This window comes from Qipengyuania atrilutea (assembly GCF_013370205.1).
Taxonomy (GTDB): domain Bacteria; phylum Pseudomonadota; class Alphaproteobacteria; order Sphingomonadales; family Sphingomonadaceae; genus Actirhodobacter; species Actirhodobacter atriluteus.
In genome coordinates this window covers 912,352-930,581 of sequence record NZ_JABWGV010000001.1, presented here as the reverse complement: position 1 = coordinate 930,581, position 18,230 = coordinate 912,352, and the positions used below count along the sequence as shown (strand labels likewise).

12 protein-coding genes are annotated in these 18,230 nt (G+C 62.2%); 7 read left to right on the top strand and 5 right to left on the bottom strand.

What is annotated here, in order from left to right; genetic code table 11:
* Positions 1-5: 5 nt before the first annotated feature.
* Positions 6-1,589, bottom strand: a complete 1,584-nt coding sequence (locus HUV48_RS04555) for a carboxylesterase/lipase family protein (protein WP_176266538.1) — start codon at positions 1,587-1,589, stop codon at positions 6-8.
* A gap of 154 nt (positions 1,590-1,743) precedes the next feature.
* Between HUV48_RS04555 and HUV48_RS04550 the strand changes: the two genes are divergently transcribed.
* Both HUV48_RS04550 and HUV48_RS04545 read left to right on the top strand, forming a co-directional pair.
* Positions 1,744-3,360, top strand: a complete 1,617-nt coding sequence (locus HUV48_RS04550; protein ID WP_176266537.1) for a carboxylesterase/lipase family protein — start codon at positions 1,744-1,746, stop codon at positions 3,358-3,360.
* Entirely contained in the window at positions 3,357-4,484 is a 1,128-nt protein-coding gene (locus HUV48_RS04545) for a glutathione S-transferase family protein (protein WP_176266536.1), read from the top strand. The genes HUV48_RS04550 and HUV48_RS04545 overlap by 4 nt, the downstream gene beginning before the upstream one ends.
* 14 nt (positions 4,485-4,498) lie before the next feature.
* Here HUV48_RS04545 and HUV48_RS04540 read toward each other — a convergent pair whose 3' ends face one another.
* The gene (locus tag HUV48_RS04540; protein WP_225871508.1) at positions 4,499-5,347 is read right to left on the bottom strand and encodes an acyl-CoA thioesterase; all 849 of its coding nucleotides are present in this window, start codon (positions 5,345-5,347) and stop codon (positions 4,499-4,501) included.
* Positions 5,348-5,523: 176 nt separating this feature from the next.
* On the opposite strand from HUV48_RS04540, the gene HUV48_RS04535 reads away from it, so the two are divergent.
* A complete protein-coding gene (locus HUV48_RS04535; RefSeq protein WP_176266535.1) occupies positions 5,524-6,702 on the top strand; it encodes an amidohydrolase family protein in 1,179 nt (392 codons plus the stop codon).
* 60 nt (positions 6,703-6,762) lie between these two features.
* Here HUV48_RS04535 and HUV48_RS04530 read toward each other — a convergent pair whose 3' ends face one another.
* Positions 6,763-8,211, bottom strand: coding sequence for an MmgE/PrpD family protein (locus HUV48_RS04530; protein ID WP_225871507.1), 1,449 nt, complete (start codon positions 8,209-8,211; stop codon positions 6,763-6,765).
* Between the two features lie 177 nt (positions 8,212-8,388).
* Here HUV48_RS04530 and HUV48_RS04525 point away from each other — a divergent pair, with 177 nt between their 5' ends.
* Complete coding sequence (locus HUV48_RS04525) at positions 8,389-8,979, top strand: TetR/AcrR family transcriptional regulator (RefSeq protein WP_176266534.1); 591 nt, start codon at positions 8,389-8,391, stop codon at positions 8,977-8,979.
* On the opposite strand, the gene HUV48_RS04520 is transcribed toward HUV48_RS04525, so the two are convergent.
* On the bottom strand, positions 8,976-9,827 hold the full coding sequence (locus HUV48_RS04520; protein ID WP_176266533.1) for a TetR/AcrR family transcriptional regulator: 852 nt from the start codon (positions 9,825-9,827) through the stop codon (positions 8,976-8,978). The two genes, HUV48_RS04525 and HUV48_RS04520, sit on opposite strands and share 4 nt — an antisense overlap.
* A 153-nt stretch (positions 9,828-9,980) precedes the next feature.
* Here HUV48_RS04520 and HUV48_RS04515 point away from each other — a divergent pair, with 153 nt between their 5' ends.
* From HUV48_RS04515 to HUV48_RS04505, 3 genes are all read left to right on the top strand, one after another.
* Positions 9,981-11,387, top strand: coding sequence for a carboxylesterase/lipase family protein (locus HUV48_RS04515; protein WP_225871506.1), 1,407 nt, complete (start codon positions 9,981-9,983; stop codon positions 11,385-11,387).
* 23 nt (positions 11,388-11,410) lie between these two features.
* Positions 11,411-14,422 carry a TonB-dependent receptor domain-containing protein gene (locus HUV48_RS04510; RefSeq protein ID WP_225871505.1) on the top strand — a complete coding sequence of 1,004 codons (3,012 nt, stop codon included), beginning with the start codon at positions 11,411-11,413 and terminating at the stop codon, positions 14,420-14,422.
* A gap of 92 nt (positions 14,423-14,514) precedes the next feature.
* Entirely contained in the window at positions 14,515-16,122 is a 1,608-nt protein-coding gene (locus tag HUV48_RS04505) for a carboxylesterase/lipase family protein (RefSeq protein WP_176266532.1), read from the top strand.
* A 67-nt stretch (positions 16,123-16,189) separates the two neighbouring features.
* On the opposite strand, the gene HUV48_RS04500 is transcribed toward HUV48_RS04505, so the two are convergent.
* A complete protein-coding gene (locus HUV48_RS04500; RefSeq protein WP_176266531.1) occupies positions 16,190-18,226 on the bottom strand; it encodes a 3-hydroxyacyl-CoA dehydrogenase NAD-binding domain-containing protein in 2,037 nt (678 codons plus the stop codon).
* Positions 18,227-18,230 lie beyond the last annotated feature (4 nt).

The following is an 18,230-nucleotide window of genomic DNA, read 5'->3' as shown; positions in this document are numbered from 1 at the left end:
AGGCCTCATTTCGACCAGTACTGCCGGAACTGTGCGCGCGGATCGTTCTCGACGCGCAGGTCGTCGTTGAAGATCAGCGTCGCTCTCTCGGGCGCGGAATAGGGTTTCCATTCGGGCAACCGCTCGTTGTTGGGGTCGCCGTTTGCCGCGAACGAAGCCCACATCGAAGCGATAGCGGCGGCGAGCGTGTTCGCCTCCGCGCTCGAGCCGTTAAGCGCGCCGCGCGTGTTGTAGAGACTTGGAGCAACGTCGATGCCGTGCACTGCGCCGAAGCGCCCGTCCGCTGCCGGGCTGGGCTGTGTCCACAGATACGTCCATACCGGCGCGCCGCCCTGCTTCGCCTTGAGTTCTGCCTGCGCGAAAGCGCCTTTGCGAAAGGTAAGGTCCGAATCCAGGCGTGCGGCGAGGATGAAAGGCTTGGCTTTCGCATCCTCTGCCCGGTAGGCTGCTACCGCCTCTTCCGCCCGGTCTCCGAGCCTTTCTCGAGCGAACTCGATCAGCCCGCTCTCGTCCATGGCAAAATCACCCATCCGGTAGGAACGTTCGTCGAGCACCGAGGACACGATCATCGGGACTTCCGCCGATACGTCCGGGGCATCCGGATCCCAAGGGTGACGGGGAAGGGCGATGCCGTCCACCACCGGTGCGAACGAACGCGGAGCCTCGCCGCGTGCGCGGTCGCCGGCTTCGAGCTTCGCCTGCGTTTCGAGCAGAGTGGTCCACGGCACCTCCTGCAATTTGCGGACGTCGCCCGGTGCGATCTCGAGAGCGCCCAGCAAGCGCTTTGCCGTCGCGCTTGCCATTTCGGGAGGCATCATGCGTAGTGCCGATCCACTCATGACGCCGGCGCGGTGGAACAGTCCCTTGCCGCCCGGCATAGCCATCAGTACGCTGGTCTTGGCGCCTCCTCCCGACTGACCGTAGACGAGCACGCGGTTCGGATCGCCTCCGAAGGCAGCGACGTTCTCCCGCACCCAGCCGAGCGCGGCCACGATGTCCTGCATGCCGGCCGTCCCGGATGTGGCGAAATCCTCGCCGCCGAATTCCGCCAGATGCAGAAAGCCGAATGCGCCGAGGCGGTGATTGACGGCGATCACGACACTGTCGGAGAACCGGGCCATCTGCTCGCCGTCCATGCCGACAGAATTGCCCGACCCGCTGTAGAAGCCGCCGCCGTGAAGTACGACGATGACCGGCTTTTTCGCATTCGCATCGTCGGTCGGTGTCCACAAATTGAGGGTGAGGTTGTCCTCGCCCATGCCGGACGGATTGCGATCGACCATGATGAGGTCGGCGTAGACGTGGCGGCGGTCGCCGGGGGATTGCGGAGCGACATCGCTCCAGTGAAGGGCGTCGCGGACGCCGGACCAGGCTTCGACCGGCAGCGGCGGCATGAACCGGTTCCGTCCCGACGTATCGGCGCCGTAATTTATGCCGCGGAAAATGTTCACCCCGCCTGACGACATCCCTCGCAGCTTGCCCTGCGCTGTCTCTATGACCGGAAACATTCCGGCCCCGATAGCGGGGCGGGCTGCCACCGCCGCACCCAGTGCCAATGCCGAACCTAATGTCTGCCGCCGTGTCATCATCGATACTCTCCCACAAAACGTTCCGTTGACACTAGAACCAATTGGTTGCCCGTGTTAAGCCTTTTTCGTATTTGCGGTATGCAAAGCTGCTCAGGGTGTGCGCCGAAGCTCAGAAAAACAGGTTTGCGACAGGCCTACAATCGGGAGAGAAAGAATGCGATTTATCGGGTCCGGTCTATTCAGTGTAATTGCCGCTGCAAGCCTGTCGGGCTGCGCCACTACAGAACAAACCTCGTCCGTGGCTGCCGCCGAGCCGCGCCTCGACACGCAATCCGGCCCAGTCATCGGCTCGCGCGAAGGCGAGAGCGGATCGGTCAACGTCTTTCGCGGCATACGCTATGCAGCCAGCACGGAAAGGCGGCGATTTCAGACCGCCACAGACCCGGCGCAATGGAGCGAGCCTCTTCCCGCGAAAAGCTTCGGAAACGAATGCCCGCAGCCTCCGCAGCCTGACGTGCCGGTCTTCGCATCCTGGGCGAATTCGGTCGGGACGAGCGAGGACTGCCTGTTCCTGAACGTCTGGACCCGCGGACTGTCGGATGGAAAGAAACGGCCGATCATGGTGTGGCTGCACGGCGGCGGATATGTCACCGGCTCCGGCTCGAGCAACGGCTACGACGGGTCGCGTCTTGCGGAGCGGGGCGACGTGGTCGTTGTGACGTTGAACCACCGGCTCGGCGCGTTCGGCTACTCCTACCTAGCCGGTAGCACCGACGATCCGAAATATGCCGACAGCGGCAACCTCGGCAGTCTCGACATCGTCAAGGCGCTCGAATGGGTTCGCGACCACGCCGATGAGATCGGCGGCGATCCTGACAACGTCACGATCTTCGGCGAGTCGGGCGGTGCTGCGAAAGTCTCCACGCTAATGGCCATGGAAAGCGCGCGCGGTCTGTTCCACCGGGCAATCGCGCAGTCCGGTTCGATGTCGTTAGCCGGCTTCACCCCGCGTCTCGCGACACCGCTAGCCAAGGACTTGATGACGACTGCGGGCACAAACTCAGTCGAAGAACTTGCCGCCATGCCGATGGAAGACCTCGTTACGGCAGCAATCAAATCGCGCAGCCGCGGCGCATTCTACCGCCCGGTCGTGGATGGCCGTTCACTGACCCGGCAACCCTACTCACCCGATGCCACTCCCGTATCTGCCGGTATCCCGTTGCTGGTCGGGACGAACAACAACGAGATGCGCTTGCAGGGCGGACTCGGCAGTCCAGAGAACTTCTTGCTCGCTTGGGAGCAATTGCCGGAAAAGCTGGCGGAGTTCGTGCCCGAAGGAACGGCGGAGGAAGTGATAGCAGGTATGCGCGAAGCTCACCCCGATTATGATGCAAGCGACGTGTTCTTCCAGGTTGCGACCTTCCGCAATTATCGCGGCACAGCGCTGCTGCAGGCGGAGCGAAAGAGCGAGCAAAACGCATCGGTCTATATGTACCGGCTAGACTGGCAGACGCCGGTCGAGGGCGGGCGGCTGCAAACACCGCATGCGCTCGATATCGCGTTCGTATTCGACAACGTAGCGCGCTCGACCTCGTTTACCGGTCCAGAAACGGCGGAAACGCAGCGAATGGCCGACCTCATGGCGGATGCGTGGATCGCCTTTGCCCGCAGCGGCAATCCGAACACGCCCGAATTGCCGCAGTGGCCTGCCTACGATGTGATGAACCGCGCGACGATGATCTTCGATACCACGCCTGAAGTCGTCGCCGATCCCGATGGTGCGGAGCGGCAATTGCTTCAGCGTTTGCTTCCGGAAGGCCGCTCCTTATGACGCGCGGCGTGACCGACCCGATCATACTCTACGGCTTGCCGCACTCGCTCTATTCGGGGCGGGCGCGCATTTATCTGCGCAAGCAGGGTATCGCATACCGCGAAGTCGCGCCGAGCGATCCGCGGTTCGCCTCCGTCATCGTACCGCAGATAGGCAGGGCGATCATTCCGGTGATCGAATTGCCGGACGGAACGGTCGTTCAGGACACGGTCGACATCATCGATCATTTCGAGGCGCAGGGGCAGCGCTATCCCGCTTACCCGTCATCGGCGGTTTTGCGGACCCTGTTGCATCTGTTCGAACTCTACGCCGTGTTCGGTTTGACCCGGCACGCGATGCATTACCGGTGGAGCTATCTTGGTGAGCAAGAGCGTTTCCTGCGCGATCAGTTCGGTGTCGGCGGCGATAGCCAGCGGACCGAGGCAACCATGGCCCGCATGAACAGCTATCTTCCGATGCTCGGGGTAACCGAGGCGACCATCCCGGCGATCGAGGATAGCTACCACAGGCTTCTGCAGAACCTGGAAAACCACTTTACGCGTTTTCCTTACCTGCTTGGATTTCAGCCGTCGATCGGCGATTACGCGATGTTCGGCCCGTTGTTCGCACATCTGGGACGCGATCCCGTACCGCTCGGCATTATGCAGCGCGAAGCGCCGAAGGTGTTTCGCTGGACCGAGCGAATGCATGCGCCCAATCTCGATATGCTCGAATACGGGAAGGACGAGGCAGCATATGCAAGCATCGATGAGCTGCAAGACACGCTCGGTCCGCTGCTTCGGCAGATTGCGGACGAGATCGTGCCCGGACTGATGGACCGGCTTGCTGCGCTCGAAGAACACGTCTCGCGGGGGGCAGCGGTTCCGGGTGAGCCGGTCACCGACAAGCCGCACCGGCGCATCATCGGAACGGTCGCAACGCGCTTCATGGACGCGGAATACGAGGGCGGCGTTCAGCCCTATACGTTCTTGCTTTGGCAACGCCTGCTCGACGCGGCGGGCGGCGACGAAGATACGCGGGCGCTATTCGCTTCGTGTGGCCTCAAAAAATTGGTCGACACACGCCTTCCGGTCCGCGTTGAGCGCAAGGATCATATCGAAGTGTGGGGCAAGCTAGCCGACTGATCGGCGAATGCGTTCTAGCTCTTCTGAACTTTCGGACGCATGAGGCTTTCCTGCGCTACGGTCGCGACCATTCGGCCCTCCTGATCGTAGAAATGCCCCCGGTTCAGCCCACGCGCAGCGCCGGCCCATGGACTCTCGGTCGCATAAAGATGCCAGCGGTCAAAGTCGGGTGTCGTATGAAACCACAGAGCATGATCGAGTGAGGCTGCCTGTACCCGGTCGCTCCCCGGCCTGACGCCGTGCGGCAGCATGGCGTTGCGCAGGAACATCATGTCCGATGCATAAGCAAGCAGCGCGCGTTGCAGGACCGGGTCCGCTCCAGCCGGTTCGCGCATTCGCATCCACACGCCGTTTTCGGGCTTGGCTTCCTCGCCGCCGAATAACGACTCCGGATCGAGCGGCACGATCTCGATCGGGCGCTTCTGCAGTCGGTCCACCCACGGGGCGCTGGAAGCTTGCGCATTGTCCGTCCGCCACTGCGCCACCGCAGCAAAGGCGGCGTCGCTATCGAGTTCGTAGGGCGGTGGCGCGGCGTGTTCGAACCCGGTCTCTTCGACATGGAACGACACATTCATGGTAAAGATAGTTGTGCCGCCCTGTTCGGCGTCGACCCTGCGTGCTGCGAAGCTGCGGCCCTGCGACAGGCTCGAAACGGTGTACCGGGTCGGTTCCATGCTTGAGCCGGCTTTCAGGAAATAAGCGTGGAGCGAGTGCGGCAGCCGGCTTACTTTCTCTTCATGGCACGCAGCAAGAAGCCCTTGAGCCAATGCGTGACCGCCGAACAGGCGCGGCCCCATAGCGGGCCCGGCGCTACCTTCGAAAACACCATCTCCGGTGCGCTTCACCGCTAAAATCTCAGGCAAATCGGTAATGTTTTCTCTCCCTCTTTGCATACCGGTTATTCGAACGAAGTTCGGTTAGCAAGAGCGGGAACGCATCGCTCGCTACTCCAAGCGCCTGCAAAAACGCCGCAAACGGAATCGTTTGACACTGTAACAAATAGTGTGGAATAAGCATGGCGGAAATTCAGGAGATAGCGATGACATATACGAAGGGCCGCGTCGTCAATGATGCAGACGCGCACACGATGGAAACCCAGGATTGGCTCGCGCCCTATCTGGAAGGCGAGTATAAAGAGATGTATTCGCAGGTTTATTCGAAGCGCGAGGGCGGGGATCGGATCGTGAAGATGATCGACGCCGCTAAAGCGCGCAAAAGCGACCCAGAAGCTCGGGCAAAGGCCCTTGAGAACCCCATCGAAGGTGCCAAGGGATGGCTAGGCTATGGCGGTTTCGACAAGGATGAGCGGGTCGAGGCGCTCGACTGGCTCGGCTTTCAAAGCCAGCTCGTATTTCCCACGTTCGGTCTCGGTGCCATTACCAAGGCGTCGGAGAACGATCAGCGTTACGCCGCTGCAACCGCGCTCAACAAGGCGCAGCAGGACTTCTGTAATGCCGACGACCGCCTCGACTGCGTGGCATTTACTCCGCTCGACGATCCCGAGCGCGGGCTCGCGGAAGCGAAACGCGCAGTGGCCGCCGGCGCGAAGGCAGTCATGTTCAGCGCCGGGCCTGCCGGGGACAAGAGCCCGGGTCATGCAGACTTCGATCCGTTCTGGCAATTCCTCCAGGACAACCAGATCCCGTTCATGCTGCATATCGGCCCAGGCACGAAAACCCAGCCGGCCAAGTTCAAGAACAACGGCCGCGAGCGGGCGGCCGATCTTCACGGGGGCGGCGAGAACCTGCGCTTCCCGGACTTCCTGTGCCTCTGGTATGCGCCGCAGGAGTTTCTGACCGCCATGGTCTACGACGGGGTCTTCATGCGCTTTCCCGACCTACGCGGCGGGGTCATCGAGAGCGGCGCGGGCTGGGTGCCCGAGTTCCTGCGGATGCTCGATCACGGCTGGTATTCCTTCAGCAAGACCGACCAGTATCTGAAGGACATGGACAGGATGCCGTCCGAATACATCAAGCGGGCAGTTCGCTTCACGCCGTTTCCGAACGAGGACGTGGGCCGCATGATCCGCGATTCCGCACCGGAGCTCTACCTCTTCTCCAGCGACTATCCGCACCCCGAAGGCACCAAGGATCCCTTCGGCAAGTTCGAAGCCTCGCTCGAAGGATTCGACGAAGAGGTGAAGGACATGTTCTACCGGACGAACTACGATCACATGATGTACCGCGATAGCGAGGCGATGGCGGTCGCTGCCGAATAAGTACGCCGCTACAAATCGAAAGGGGGCGCAGGCTTGAAGCTCGCGCCCCTTTTTTTCGTGTCAGGTGGCTTCGAAGCGCATTAGGTCAACGACGGCGTCAACCGACTGAGCATCGTCGAGTTCGTCGCAGAGACCGATCAAGCGGTTCGCCTTCGCCTTGCCGAGCACCGGTTCGACCAGTTCGCGGGCCTTTTCCTCGACTTCGGGTTTGGCAAGCGGATGCGTCGGGAAGCCCGGCACGTAAGCTATATAACGCTCCTGTTGCGAGCCGTCCTTCAGTGAAACAGTAACCCGCGCGCTTTCGGTCCGGTCCTCGCCTTCTCCCATTTCCTGCGCCTCGTCGCGTACAACCGTCACCTTCTGCGCGAAGCCACGCGCAGCCTCGTCGTTTTCTTGCCGCGAGAGCGACTGCGCATCGACGAAGTCCAGCCTTCCGTCGAGCATGATGATAGCGGCCAGGTAAGGAATATTAAGCGCCGGCATGTTGGCGCGTTCGAACGTAGCCGCTTCGCCGGGCATCGCGACGACGATGCGCTCGACTGCTTCGGGCCGTACGGTTTGGCGTAAATCGAGCAGTGCCCGTACGGCTGGCTGGGTCGGTCCGCCGACCGGATAGCGCTTCATCGCCGCGAGCGACATCTCGTATCGCTCGTGCAGACCTTCGACCAGCGAGGCGTGATCCTTGCCTTCGCCCTGAAAGGCGCGCCAACGGAACCAGCCGTTCTCGTTGTCGAAGCTCGCCGGAACGCCGGTGAACCCAAGCTGCGCCATCATCGCGGCCTGCAATCCGTTTCGTGCACCCATGCCGCCGAACACGAAAGCCTTCTCGATATGCCGGACGTCGAGCAGCCATTGCCACGACCCCGAAGCCTGCTGCGCGCAGTAGGCGAGCATATGGTCCACCTCGTTCGGGGTCAGACGCATCATGGCGGCAGCGGCAGCAGCAGCGCCGAACGTCGGGGCGATACCGTGATTGGCGAGGCCCGCGTAATAGAGGTTGCGCGTGCCAATCGCCTTCGGAAGGCGGCCCGCGATTTCGTAACCGGCAATGACTGCGCCGACGAATTCCTTCCCGCTTCGCTTATGCTGCCGAGCCGTCTCTAGCGCGGTCGGCACGATTGCCGGGCCGGGCTGGACATAGGCGGACGGAATAAAGTCGTTTATCTCGGCTGCGTGGGCAGTCATGGCGGATGCGAAGACGGCATCGATTGGCGATGCGGTTTGCCGCGACCCCAGTATTGGACTTTCGCCGCCCGGCGACATCGCAGCCGCATATTTTCGGCCAAGCTGCGCAGCTTCGAGCGAATGACACGCGATGATGGATGCGAGGGTATCGAGAACATGCAGCCGTCCGCGCTCGCGAATGGCGGCTGGAACCTCGTGCGACGCGCCGCCCGCGATATAGGCCGTCAGCGCCGGGGTTATCTCCCGCCAGTCTTCTTCAGGCGTTGCGTCTCCGGTCTGGTCACCGCCGGTCTGTGCCAGCGCACCAGTAGTGCCGGCCGTCATCGCAATCGCTCCTGCATAGCCGCTTTTGATCAAGCTTCGCCGTGACAGTCCCTTGTCCAATGTTCGCCCCTCCTGTCGTCTGACCGCTTAAGTGGAGGGCCAAGCTTTGACAGTCAAACCAATAGTTATTTGCGTGCGGGGCTTGCAAGCGGACGGAAGCGCCTGCACACGCAACTTATGGAGGCGGATGTCCAGGACAGCGAACGCGCGGAGCAGGTGCTCGAAGCCGCGGAAGCGCTCGCACTTGAGCGGCGCTCGCTGGCTGTCTCGTTCAACGACATCGCTGATGCATTGGGCGTCAGCCGAAGCCTTCTCTACGTTTATTTCGACAGCGCCCCGGCAATCTTCGACGCCCTGTTCGTCAAGCATGCGAGCGTTCTGGAACGGCGACTGGCCGAGCTGATTGCATCACCCGCCGGTTACCGCGACCATGCTGTAGCCCTAAACGAAACCTATCTCGACTACTGCGTGGATGCCGGCTCGATCCTGCCGCTTCTGCTGCGCGAGACACAGAACGACAGCCCTCTCGGTACGGCGGGGCGCGCCTATTTTCGCAAGCTGCTGCGTATTCTGACGCGCCATACTTCCCAAGGGCTGCAGATCGGTACGCGCGAAAGCTTCGTGTTTCTCGAACTTATCGCGGCCATTCCGGAATCGCTCGCACGGCTCGTTCGCGAAAAACAGATCGACGAGGATACGGCAAAGCGCACTTGCAAGCGCCTTACTGATGCGGCGATCGGCTCCTTCGCGCCCGTTCCTGCAGATTAGCGGTCAGAATGCGCCGCAATGTCGTGATCGCTATAATGACCGGCCATCACGATCCCGAGGCAGATTTCCTCGACCATGGCGAAAGGTGCGCGGCGACTGGCCACGATCCCGCCGGCTTTGAGCGATACGGCTGTAAGTGCGACCGTCGCGGCGCGGGCGCTCGCTTCGTCCATCCCGCCGCCGCTGGTCAGTTGCCGGATGATCGGTGCGCGAGCCTCCTCGCCTTTCGCCGTGCGCTCTTCCCTTAGCGCCGCGCGCACTTCCGGGGTGCGTAGCAGCATCTGGAGGAGCGGGCCGCGCTGTGCGGATTCATGCAGGTAGCCGACAGTCGAGAGCATGACCCTGATGTGGTCGTTCGTGCTGCGTGTCACGCGGTCGCGGCGCCGCCGTTCCTGACGTTCGATTTCGCGGCGGGCGAGGGCGACCAGCAGGTTGGTCCGGCTACCGAAACAATTGTGAACCTGCGTCTCGCTGATGCCGACACGCTGCGCCACGTCGCGGGTCGAGAGGGTTAAGACACCGCCCTCCATCGCTAGCTCTCCGGCTGCGTCGAGCAGCTGGCGCCGCCTTTCCTCGAGCGGCATCCGGGTCCGCGATCCGGGGGATTGCCGCGTCTGCCTTTTGCCGAGCGCGAAACTCTCGCTGAGCCCGAGCGGCGCGGCAGGTAGCGCCGGGCGCGTTCCTCGCGCTGCCTCGCTGCGGGTCCAATGCGAGCGGGGCGGCCGCGGGATGTCGAGGCGGTCGCAAATCTTTGCCAGGCCGTTGCCCGTCAGGCCATAACGGGCCGCAACGGCGCCCATCGGCTCGCTCCAAATTTCATCAAAAATGCGCGCGCGGGTTACTTCCATGACGCGAAGTTTAGTCCAAGCGAGCGCTATGTCCACTGCGTCGAAAACTGCAAAAGCGTCACGGTTCAGTTCTCGTACCCGATATTCAAAAATCTATATTGTTAGATTGTAAATGATGCGCTACGCCTTGTTCCAATAACAAGGGAGAGAGGGATGAGTTATAAACTCGCGGCACTGACCGGAGCGATCCTCGCGTTGGCCTCCGGCCCGGTGCTCGCTCAGATGCCCGCCGAGATCGATCCGGTTATGGTGGATGTCGAAGCCGGAACGCTCATGGGATCCCGAGAAAACGGCGTACTTGTTTTTCGAGGCGTACCCTATGCCGCGCCGCCCGTCGGCGAAGATCGCTGGCGTGCGCCGCAGCCTGTCGCGCCATGGCAGGGAGTGCGGGCAGCAACCGCACACGAGACTGCCTGCACCCAGCCGGTCGATCTCGACACAACCGTCGCCAATTTCGGCGGCGTCAACGGCGGTCAGTCGGAAGACTGCCTCTATCTGACAATTACCGCCCCTGAGAATGCGGAGGGCGCTCCGGTGCTTGTATGGTTTCACGGGGGCGCGTTCTTCCTTGGTTCCGGCAGTCTCGGTTCCTACGACGGTACGGCCAACGCTTCGGACGGCGTCATCACCGTCAGCGTCAATTACCGGCTCGGGGCGCTCGCGAACTTCGTCCACCCCGCGCTTGCTGCCGAGCATCCGGGCGAGCCGCGCGGTAATTACGCCCTGCAGGACAGTGTCGCTGTCCTCGAATGGGTGCGCGACAATATCGCAGCGTTCGGCGGCGATGCGGAGCGGGTGACGATCGCGGGCCAGTCGGCCGGCGGCGGCATCGTGACTAATCTGTTGTCGCTGCCATCGGCTAAGGGCTTGTTCGACAAGGCTATCGTTCAGTCGGGGAGCTTGCTGCTCCCGGACCGCGACGTGGCCGCTGCCGAACAAATGGCTGTCGAAGGGCTGAAAACGATCGGCATCGAGGAAGATGCGACCGCTGCGGACCTGCGGTCGATCTCGGCGCAGACCTTTGCCGCGTCCGAACCGCTTCGCGCAGGCTTTTTCTTCACGCCTGACTCTTCGTTCAAGCCCACCTCGACCATTGCCGCCTTGCGCGCGGGCACGGAAGCGGACGTGCCGCTGCTGGTCGGCGCGAACAAGGGAGAGGGCGGATTTGCAGGCGCGCGAACCTTCGCGTCGCTCGCGGGCGACGCGGGCTCTCCGGCCTTCCTTTACCGCTTCGATTATACGCCGGCCTTCCGCGCCGAGAAATGGCGCGACGGTCCGATCCATTCCGCCGAGCTCATGTTCGCCTTCGATTCCATCGACCAGTCGAGCTGGGGCGGGGAGCGGGCCGATGCGGACGACCGAGCCATGGCGGCGAAAGTCAACTCCTGCTGGATAGCCTTCATCAAGATGGCGCCGGGCCAGCGCACGTTCGAATGCGCGGATGGCTTTACCTGGAACGCTTACGAAAAAGGCGGGAACGCCGCGATCATTGCGAACGGAGGATTGGAGATGGCCCCGGCGGACGAACTGCCGGACGGACCGCCCAAACAAACTGAATAAAAAGAAACCGTGGGAGAGATAAGATGAAAAACAAATCGAAATTCATGGTTGGAACATCGCTAGGTGTTCCGGTCCTTCTCATGGCGTCGAGCGCCGCCGCGCAGACCAATCCCGATGTCGACGAACCGCGGCAGCCGGTCCTGGCGGAGCAGATCGAAGCCGAGCCCGAGAACACCATCATCGTGACCGGTTCCTACATCCGCGGGCAGCGTGAAGACGGTGCGCAGCCGGTCGACGTATTCGGGCAGGAGGAACTCGAATCGCGCGGCATCGACAGCCCGCTCGAGTTCATCAAGAGCCTCCCGTCGGTTGGGCCGGTGCTCGGCGATTCCAACCAGTACGGCGCTGGCGGCAGCCAGGGGGTCGGCTCGATCAACCTGCGAAGCCTGGGCCGCGAGCGGACGCTGGTCCTGTTCAACAATCGCCGGTTCGCAACCGAGCCCGGAGACGGCGCTGCTGACACGAACCTCATTCCGCTGTTCGCGCTCGACCGGATTGAAGTGCTGAAGGACGGAGCGGCTTCGACCTACGGCTCTGACGCGATTGCTGGGGTGGCGAACTTCGTCACGCGGCGCGACTTCACCGGGATCGAACTGGCAGGCGACTATGAGTTCGTCGACGGATCCGACGACAATTACCGGGTCAGTGCGCTTGCAGGCTTCGATCTCGGGGTAGCAAACCTGATGATCGGCGCGGGCTGGCAACACCGCTCAGAACTGCCGACGACTGCGCGCGATTTTACGCAGGTTCCGTACGCGGATAATCCGACGGGCTTCTCGTTCCTTTCCAATCCGGCATTATATGCACCCGTCGGCGTCATTCCCGGTGTAGGGGTGACTACGGTCGGGTTGGGTGTAGACGGCAGTCAGCTGAATGCCTGTGAAGAATTGGGCGGTATTGCGGGCGGCTTCCCCCGCGCCGGCGCTGCGCCGCTACCTGTTTGCCGCTATGGCTACATTCCCTTCGTCAACCTGATCGAGGAAGAAGACCGCTATCAGGTCTACGGCCAGTTCACGGCGGACTTTTCCGACAGCGTCAGCTTTACGGCTGAAGCACTCTATTCGCATACAGAACTGAACGACCTCGGTTACTCGCCTTCCTATCCGCCGGTGCAGGGGCCGCGCGGACCGGGCAGCACCAATGCCTTCACCGTTCCGGCGCGCAATCCGGGCTACGCTGCATTCCTGGAGCAGACCTTCGCACCGGGTACGCCGCCAAGACTGTTTACCCCGGTCCTCGCGTCCATCGTCCTCGGTCGGCCGTTCGCGCTCGGCGGCAATCCTCTCGATCCGCGGGGCGGGGGCAACGGCGGGGCGGTCAACAACGCTTGGCGCATTTCTGCCGGGTTCGACTTCGACCTGACGCAGGATCTTACCTTGCAGGTTTTCGGGACCTACATTCGCAGCACCCGCACGGCATTTTCGTTCGATATCGTCAGTGACCGGTATCAGAGGGCGCTCAATGGGTTTGGCGGCGAAAATTGCACCGGAACCACGCCGGGCGCCAATGGCTGCCTTTACTTCAATCCCTTCATCAATTCCGCGCCGGGCAACCCGGCACTCGGTCTCGACAACCCGGCTTACGTGCCGGGCAACGAAAACTCGCAGGAAGTCATCGACTACATCCGGCAGCAGAACGGAGCCGTGCAGGCCGAAGAGCAATATGTCGCCGATGCCGTGTTCAGCGGCGAAAGCGAAGTGTTCGGTCGCAGATTGGGCTACGCATTCGGCGGCCAGTTCCGCAAGACGGACTTCGCCAGCGATCCGATCAACCGCTTTACCGATCCCGACGCCTACCCGTGCGCGGTCGACGGCGATCGGTCATGCCTTGACGATCCCGAAGACAACAACTTCCCGGTCGGCGCCTTCACCTTCCTCGGCCAATATCCGCGCGCAAGGCTGAGCCAGGACGTTTACGCCGTATTTGCAGAAGCGCAGATCGAAGCCTTCGACGGCTTCGAAGTGACGGGAGCAGTCCGCTATGAAGATTACGGCGGCGAAGTCGGCTCCACCTTAAATCCGAAGCTTTCCGCGCGCTGGCAGGTCGCCGATTTTCTCGCCCTGCGCGGTTCGATCGGCGATACCTTCCGCGGTCCGCTGCCGTCCGATCTTAGCGAGCGCGGCATCAGTGCGGTTGCCGGTATCGACGTGCTTGGCGGCGCTTTCAAGGCAACCGACCAACTCGGAAACCCGGCGCTGGCGCCCGAAACCGCACTTACCTACAGCGTCGGTGCGATGGTCGAGTTTGGCGGCTTCAGCGCGAGCGTCGATTACTGGACCTACGAGTTCGAGGGGCGCTTTACCGACTTGCCGATCCAGCAGATTGCGCGGTTTGTTGCGCCGGGCAGCACCGGAACCCAGTTCGCCGATTGCTCAAGTCCGTTCGTATCCTTCGTCGTCTTCGAAGGCGGCGTTTGCGAGCAGGGCGTGACGACCGGCAGCGATATCAGCCGCGTGCAGACGCGTACGGTGAACGGGCCAGACGTGACCACCCGCGGTCTGGACTTCAGCCTGAACTACCGCACCCAGTTCGGCCGCGCTGCCGTGAACATCGGAGCGAACGCGACCCACACGCTCGAGTACGAGTTCGGAGATTTCGAGTTCAACGGTCTTTTGTTCAGCGAGGGCTACGATGCGGCGGGCTTCGCCAATTACGACCGGGCGCCGGGTACGGTCTCGAAATGGCGGGCGAGCGGCTATGCCAACGTCCAGTTCGAGCCGGTCGGTCTGACCTGGTCGACGACCTTTATCGGCGGTGTCGACGACAACCGCTGCATCGGTACCGAGTTCTGCGCCGCAACGCCGGAATTCGGCGGCACGAACTTCGGGCGCCGCGTCAAATCGTACATCCAGCACGACGTGTTCGCGACGATCGACCTTGCCCCGTTTTCCGGCATCGAGGCTGAACTGCAAGCTGGCGTCGAGAATTTGTTCGATACCGAGCCGGCACCGGCGCGGCTGGAATACAGCTACGACCCCTTCATCGGGACTGCGAAGGGCAGAACCTTCAAGGTGGGTACGAAGCTCCGCTTCTGATCTCCTCTCCCATGAAGCGGGTTTCGTCGGGGCGGGGGTGTCGTGGGGGCGCTCCCGCCCTTTACGTTGATAATGAAAACAGGATGTTCGTTATGACGAAAATGATTGGAAAAGCGGGTGCGCTGATTGCGCTGGTGCTGGCGCAGCCGCTGCTGGCTCAGACCGTAGCGACGCCGGTCGTCGACACCGAAGGCGGTCAGGTGCAGGGCGTCGAGCAGGGCGGCATCGATGCGTTTCTGGGCATCCGCTATGCAGCGCCGCCGATCGGCGCGCTTCGCTTCATGCCGCCAGAAAAGCCCGAACGCTGGGAAGGCGTAGCCGACGCGACCGGCTACGGTGCTCCGTGTATGCAGCTGTATTCCGCAAGCGGACCGAACGCCTCCGAAATGACGCGGCAGATACAGACGATCTTCCCGACCTCGACCGAAGCCAAGATCGACAACGAGGACTGCCTGTTCCTCAATGTCTGGACGCCCGAGGCGGGCGATGGCGGCAAGCGGCCGGTCATGGTCTGGTTCCACGGCGGCGGTTATTCCTACGGCTCCGGCGGCTGGCCGGCCTATAACGGGCGCAATCTTGCCGAGAAGGGCGACGTCGTCGTCGTGACGGTCAATCACCGGCTCAACGCGTTCGGTTACCTCAATCTCGCGCGCAAGTTCGGCGAGGACTACGCGGCATCCGGGAATGTCGGCAATCTCGATCTCGTTCGCTCGCTAGAATGGGTCCGCGACAACATCGCGGCATTCGGCGGAGATCCGGACAACGTCACTATCATGGGCGAATCGGGCGGCGGCTCCAAGGTAAGCCACCTGATGGCCATGCCATCGGCGGACGGTCTGTTCGACAAGGCGGTTATCCAGTCGGGCCCTGGCGTCTATAGCGGAAAGCCGGACGAGGCGGCGGACTATGCCGACCGGATACTGGCCGAGGCGGGCGTGGAAACACTCGAGGACCTGAGCGCGCTCAGAAGCGAGGAACTGGTCGACGCGGTAAGGCTCGCGACGCCGGCCGAAAGCGCGATGGGACGCGGTCCGCAGTTCGGACCGATCGCTGACGGCACGATCATACCGCGCGATCCCTTCCTTCCCGCCGCGCCTGAGCAGTCGCGCGATATTCCGGTACTGATCGGGTACAACAAGGACGAGATGACGCTGTTTCTGGCAGCGCAGCCGTGGTTCGGTCGGCTGACCGATGGCACGCTTCAGGCAATGACTTCAGCGATGGGACCGGAAGCGATTGGCGCGGTCGAGGCGTACCGCGCGATGTATCCGGACTATTCACCGACCCACTTGGCCGCCATCGCCATGGGAACGCGGTTTGCGAGAGGCACCTATTTGCTTGCCGATCAGCAGAGCCGGACTGCGAGCGCGCCGGTCTATGTCTACCGGCTTACGTGGGAAACACCCATCGGCGGCGGCATGTTGCGCAGCCCGCACACGCTCGATATTCCACTGATGTTCGACAACGCTGCCGAATCCGCGGTGTTCGTCGGAACGGGCGACGATGCAAAGACGATGGCGGACATGATGAGCGACGCTTGGATCGCATTCGCGAAGACCGGCACGCCTTCGTCGGAACTGCTCCCCGAATGGGAGCCCTACACGACAGCCGACCGCATGGTGATGGAATTGGACGTCGAACCGCGCCTCGTCAGCGATCCAGAAAAAGTCATCCGTGAATTGCCGCGACCGGAACAGTAGGGGATAACGAAGAAGGCCGGCGCTCCATCGGGAACGCCGGCCTTTCGAGGTCAGATCGTAGCGGCGATCAGTTGAACGTTTTGCCTGCTTCGGCTTTCTTGCGGAGGTAGTCGCTGACCGGCAGGTCGTGCTTTTCCAGTCCGGCAACGACGGTATCGAGCCCGATCGTGTCCGCCCAGAACATCGGACCGCCGGTATAGAGCGGCCAGCCATAGCCGTTGATCCAGACGACATCGATGTCGCTCGCGCGCTGCGCCATGCCTTCGTCGAGAATTTTCGCGCCCTCGTTCACCATCGGGTAAAGCAGCCGTTCGCGGATTTCGTCCTTCGAGATATCGCGCTGCTTGGTGCCTTCCTTCTCGGCGAAGTCGGAAATAATCTGCTTCACCTCGTCGGACGGCGTGCGGTTGCGGCTCTCGTCGTAGTCGTAGAACCCCTTGCCGGCCTTCTGACCGAAGCGGCCTACCGCGCAGAGTGCTTCGCGGACGGTCGTGACCTTGCTCGGATCGCGGTGCCAGCCGATGTCGATCCCGGCGAGGTCGCCCATCTGGAACGGACCCATCGGAAAGCCGAATTCGAGCAGCACATCGTCGACGTCCCAGTAATTCGCGCCTTCGAGGATAAGCTTATTAGCCTGCTCCTGCCGTTTGGAAAGCATTCGGTTGCCGATGAAGCCGGGGCAGACACCCGACACCGCGGCGACCTTGCCGATCTTCTTCGACAGTTTCATCGATGTCGCGAGGACATCGTCGCGCGTTTTCTCTCCCCTCACGACTTCGAGCAGCTTCATGACGTTGGCCGGGCTGAAGAAGTGCAGGCCGATGACATAGCCCGGACGGTTCGTGACCGAGGCAATCTCGTTGATGTCGAGGTAGCTGGTATTCGAAGCCAGGATCGCGCCGTCCTTCACGATTTCGTCGAGCTTCGTGAAGACTTCCTTCTTCACGTCCATGTTCTCGTACACCGCCTCGATAACGAGGTCGCAGTCGGCAAGGTCGCCGTAATCGAGCGTCGGGGTCAGCGAGCCCATCGCGCCTTCCACCTGCTCGTCTGTCATGCGGCCGCGCTTCGCCGTGTTCTCGTAATTCTTGCGCATCACTCCGGTCCCGCGGTCGAGCGCATCCTGCTTCATTTCGAGGATCGTGACGGGAATGCCTGCCGACAAGAAGTTCATCGCGATGCCTCCGCCCATCGTGCCTGCGCCAATGATGCCAACCTTCTTGATGTCGATCAGCGGAGTGTCCGCGGGTACGTCGTCGATCTTGTTGGCAGCGCGCTCGGCGAAGAAGTAGTGCCGCATCGCCTTAGACTGCGTGCCGGTCATCAGCTGCATGAACAGTTCGCGTTCGCGCTTCGCGCCTTCTTCGTAGGACTTCTCGCCCGCCGTCTTGACCGCTTCGATCGCTGCGTTCGGCGCATCGAAGCCGCGCATCTTGCGCCCGTTCTTCGCCCGGAATTCATCGAAAATATCGGGGTTCTTGATACCGTCCTGATTGGCGTTGCCTTCGCTGGAGCGCGGAACCGGCTGCCCGATCTTCGACTTGGCGAACGCGATGGCATCGGCTTCGAGTGCATCTTCGCTCACGAGTTCGTCGACCAGCCCGATATCCTTCGCCTTCTTGGCCGGGATCGGATTGCCGATGGCGACAAGGGGCAGGGCGGCTTCCGCTCCGACAAGGCGGGGCAGGCGCTGCGTACCTGCGGCACCGGGGATGAGACCGAGCTTGACTTCGGGAAGGCCGAGCTTGGCGCTCGGTACGGCGACGCGGTAATGGCAGGCAAGCGCCACTTCGCAGCCGCCGCCGAGCGCGGTGCCGTGAATTGCGGCAACCACCGGCTTGTCGCTCGCTTCGAGCCGGTCGAGCGCGTCCGGCAGGCTCGGACCCTGAGGCGGTTTGCCGAATTCGGTGATGTCGGCGCCTGCAAAGAAAGTGCGCCCATCGCAGCGGATAATTACGGCTTCGACGCTGTCGTCCGACAGGGCTTCCTCGATACCTGCTACGAGGCCGGCGCGCACTGCTTGGCCAAGCGCGTTCACCGGCGGATTGTCGGATATGATGACGAGCACATTGTCGTGCTTCTCGGTGCGGATGGGTGACGTCATACTG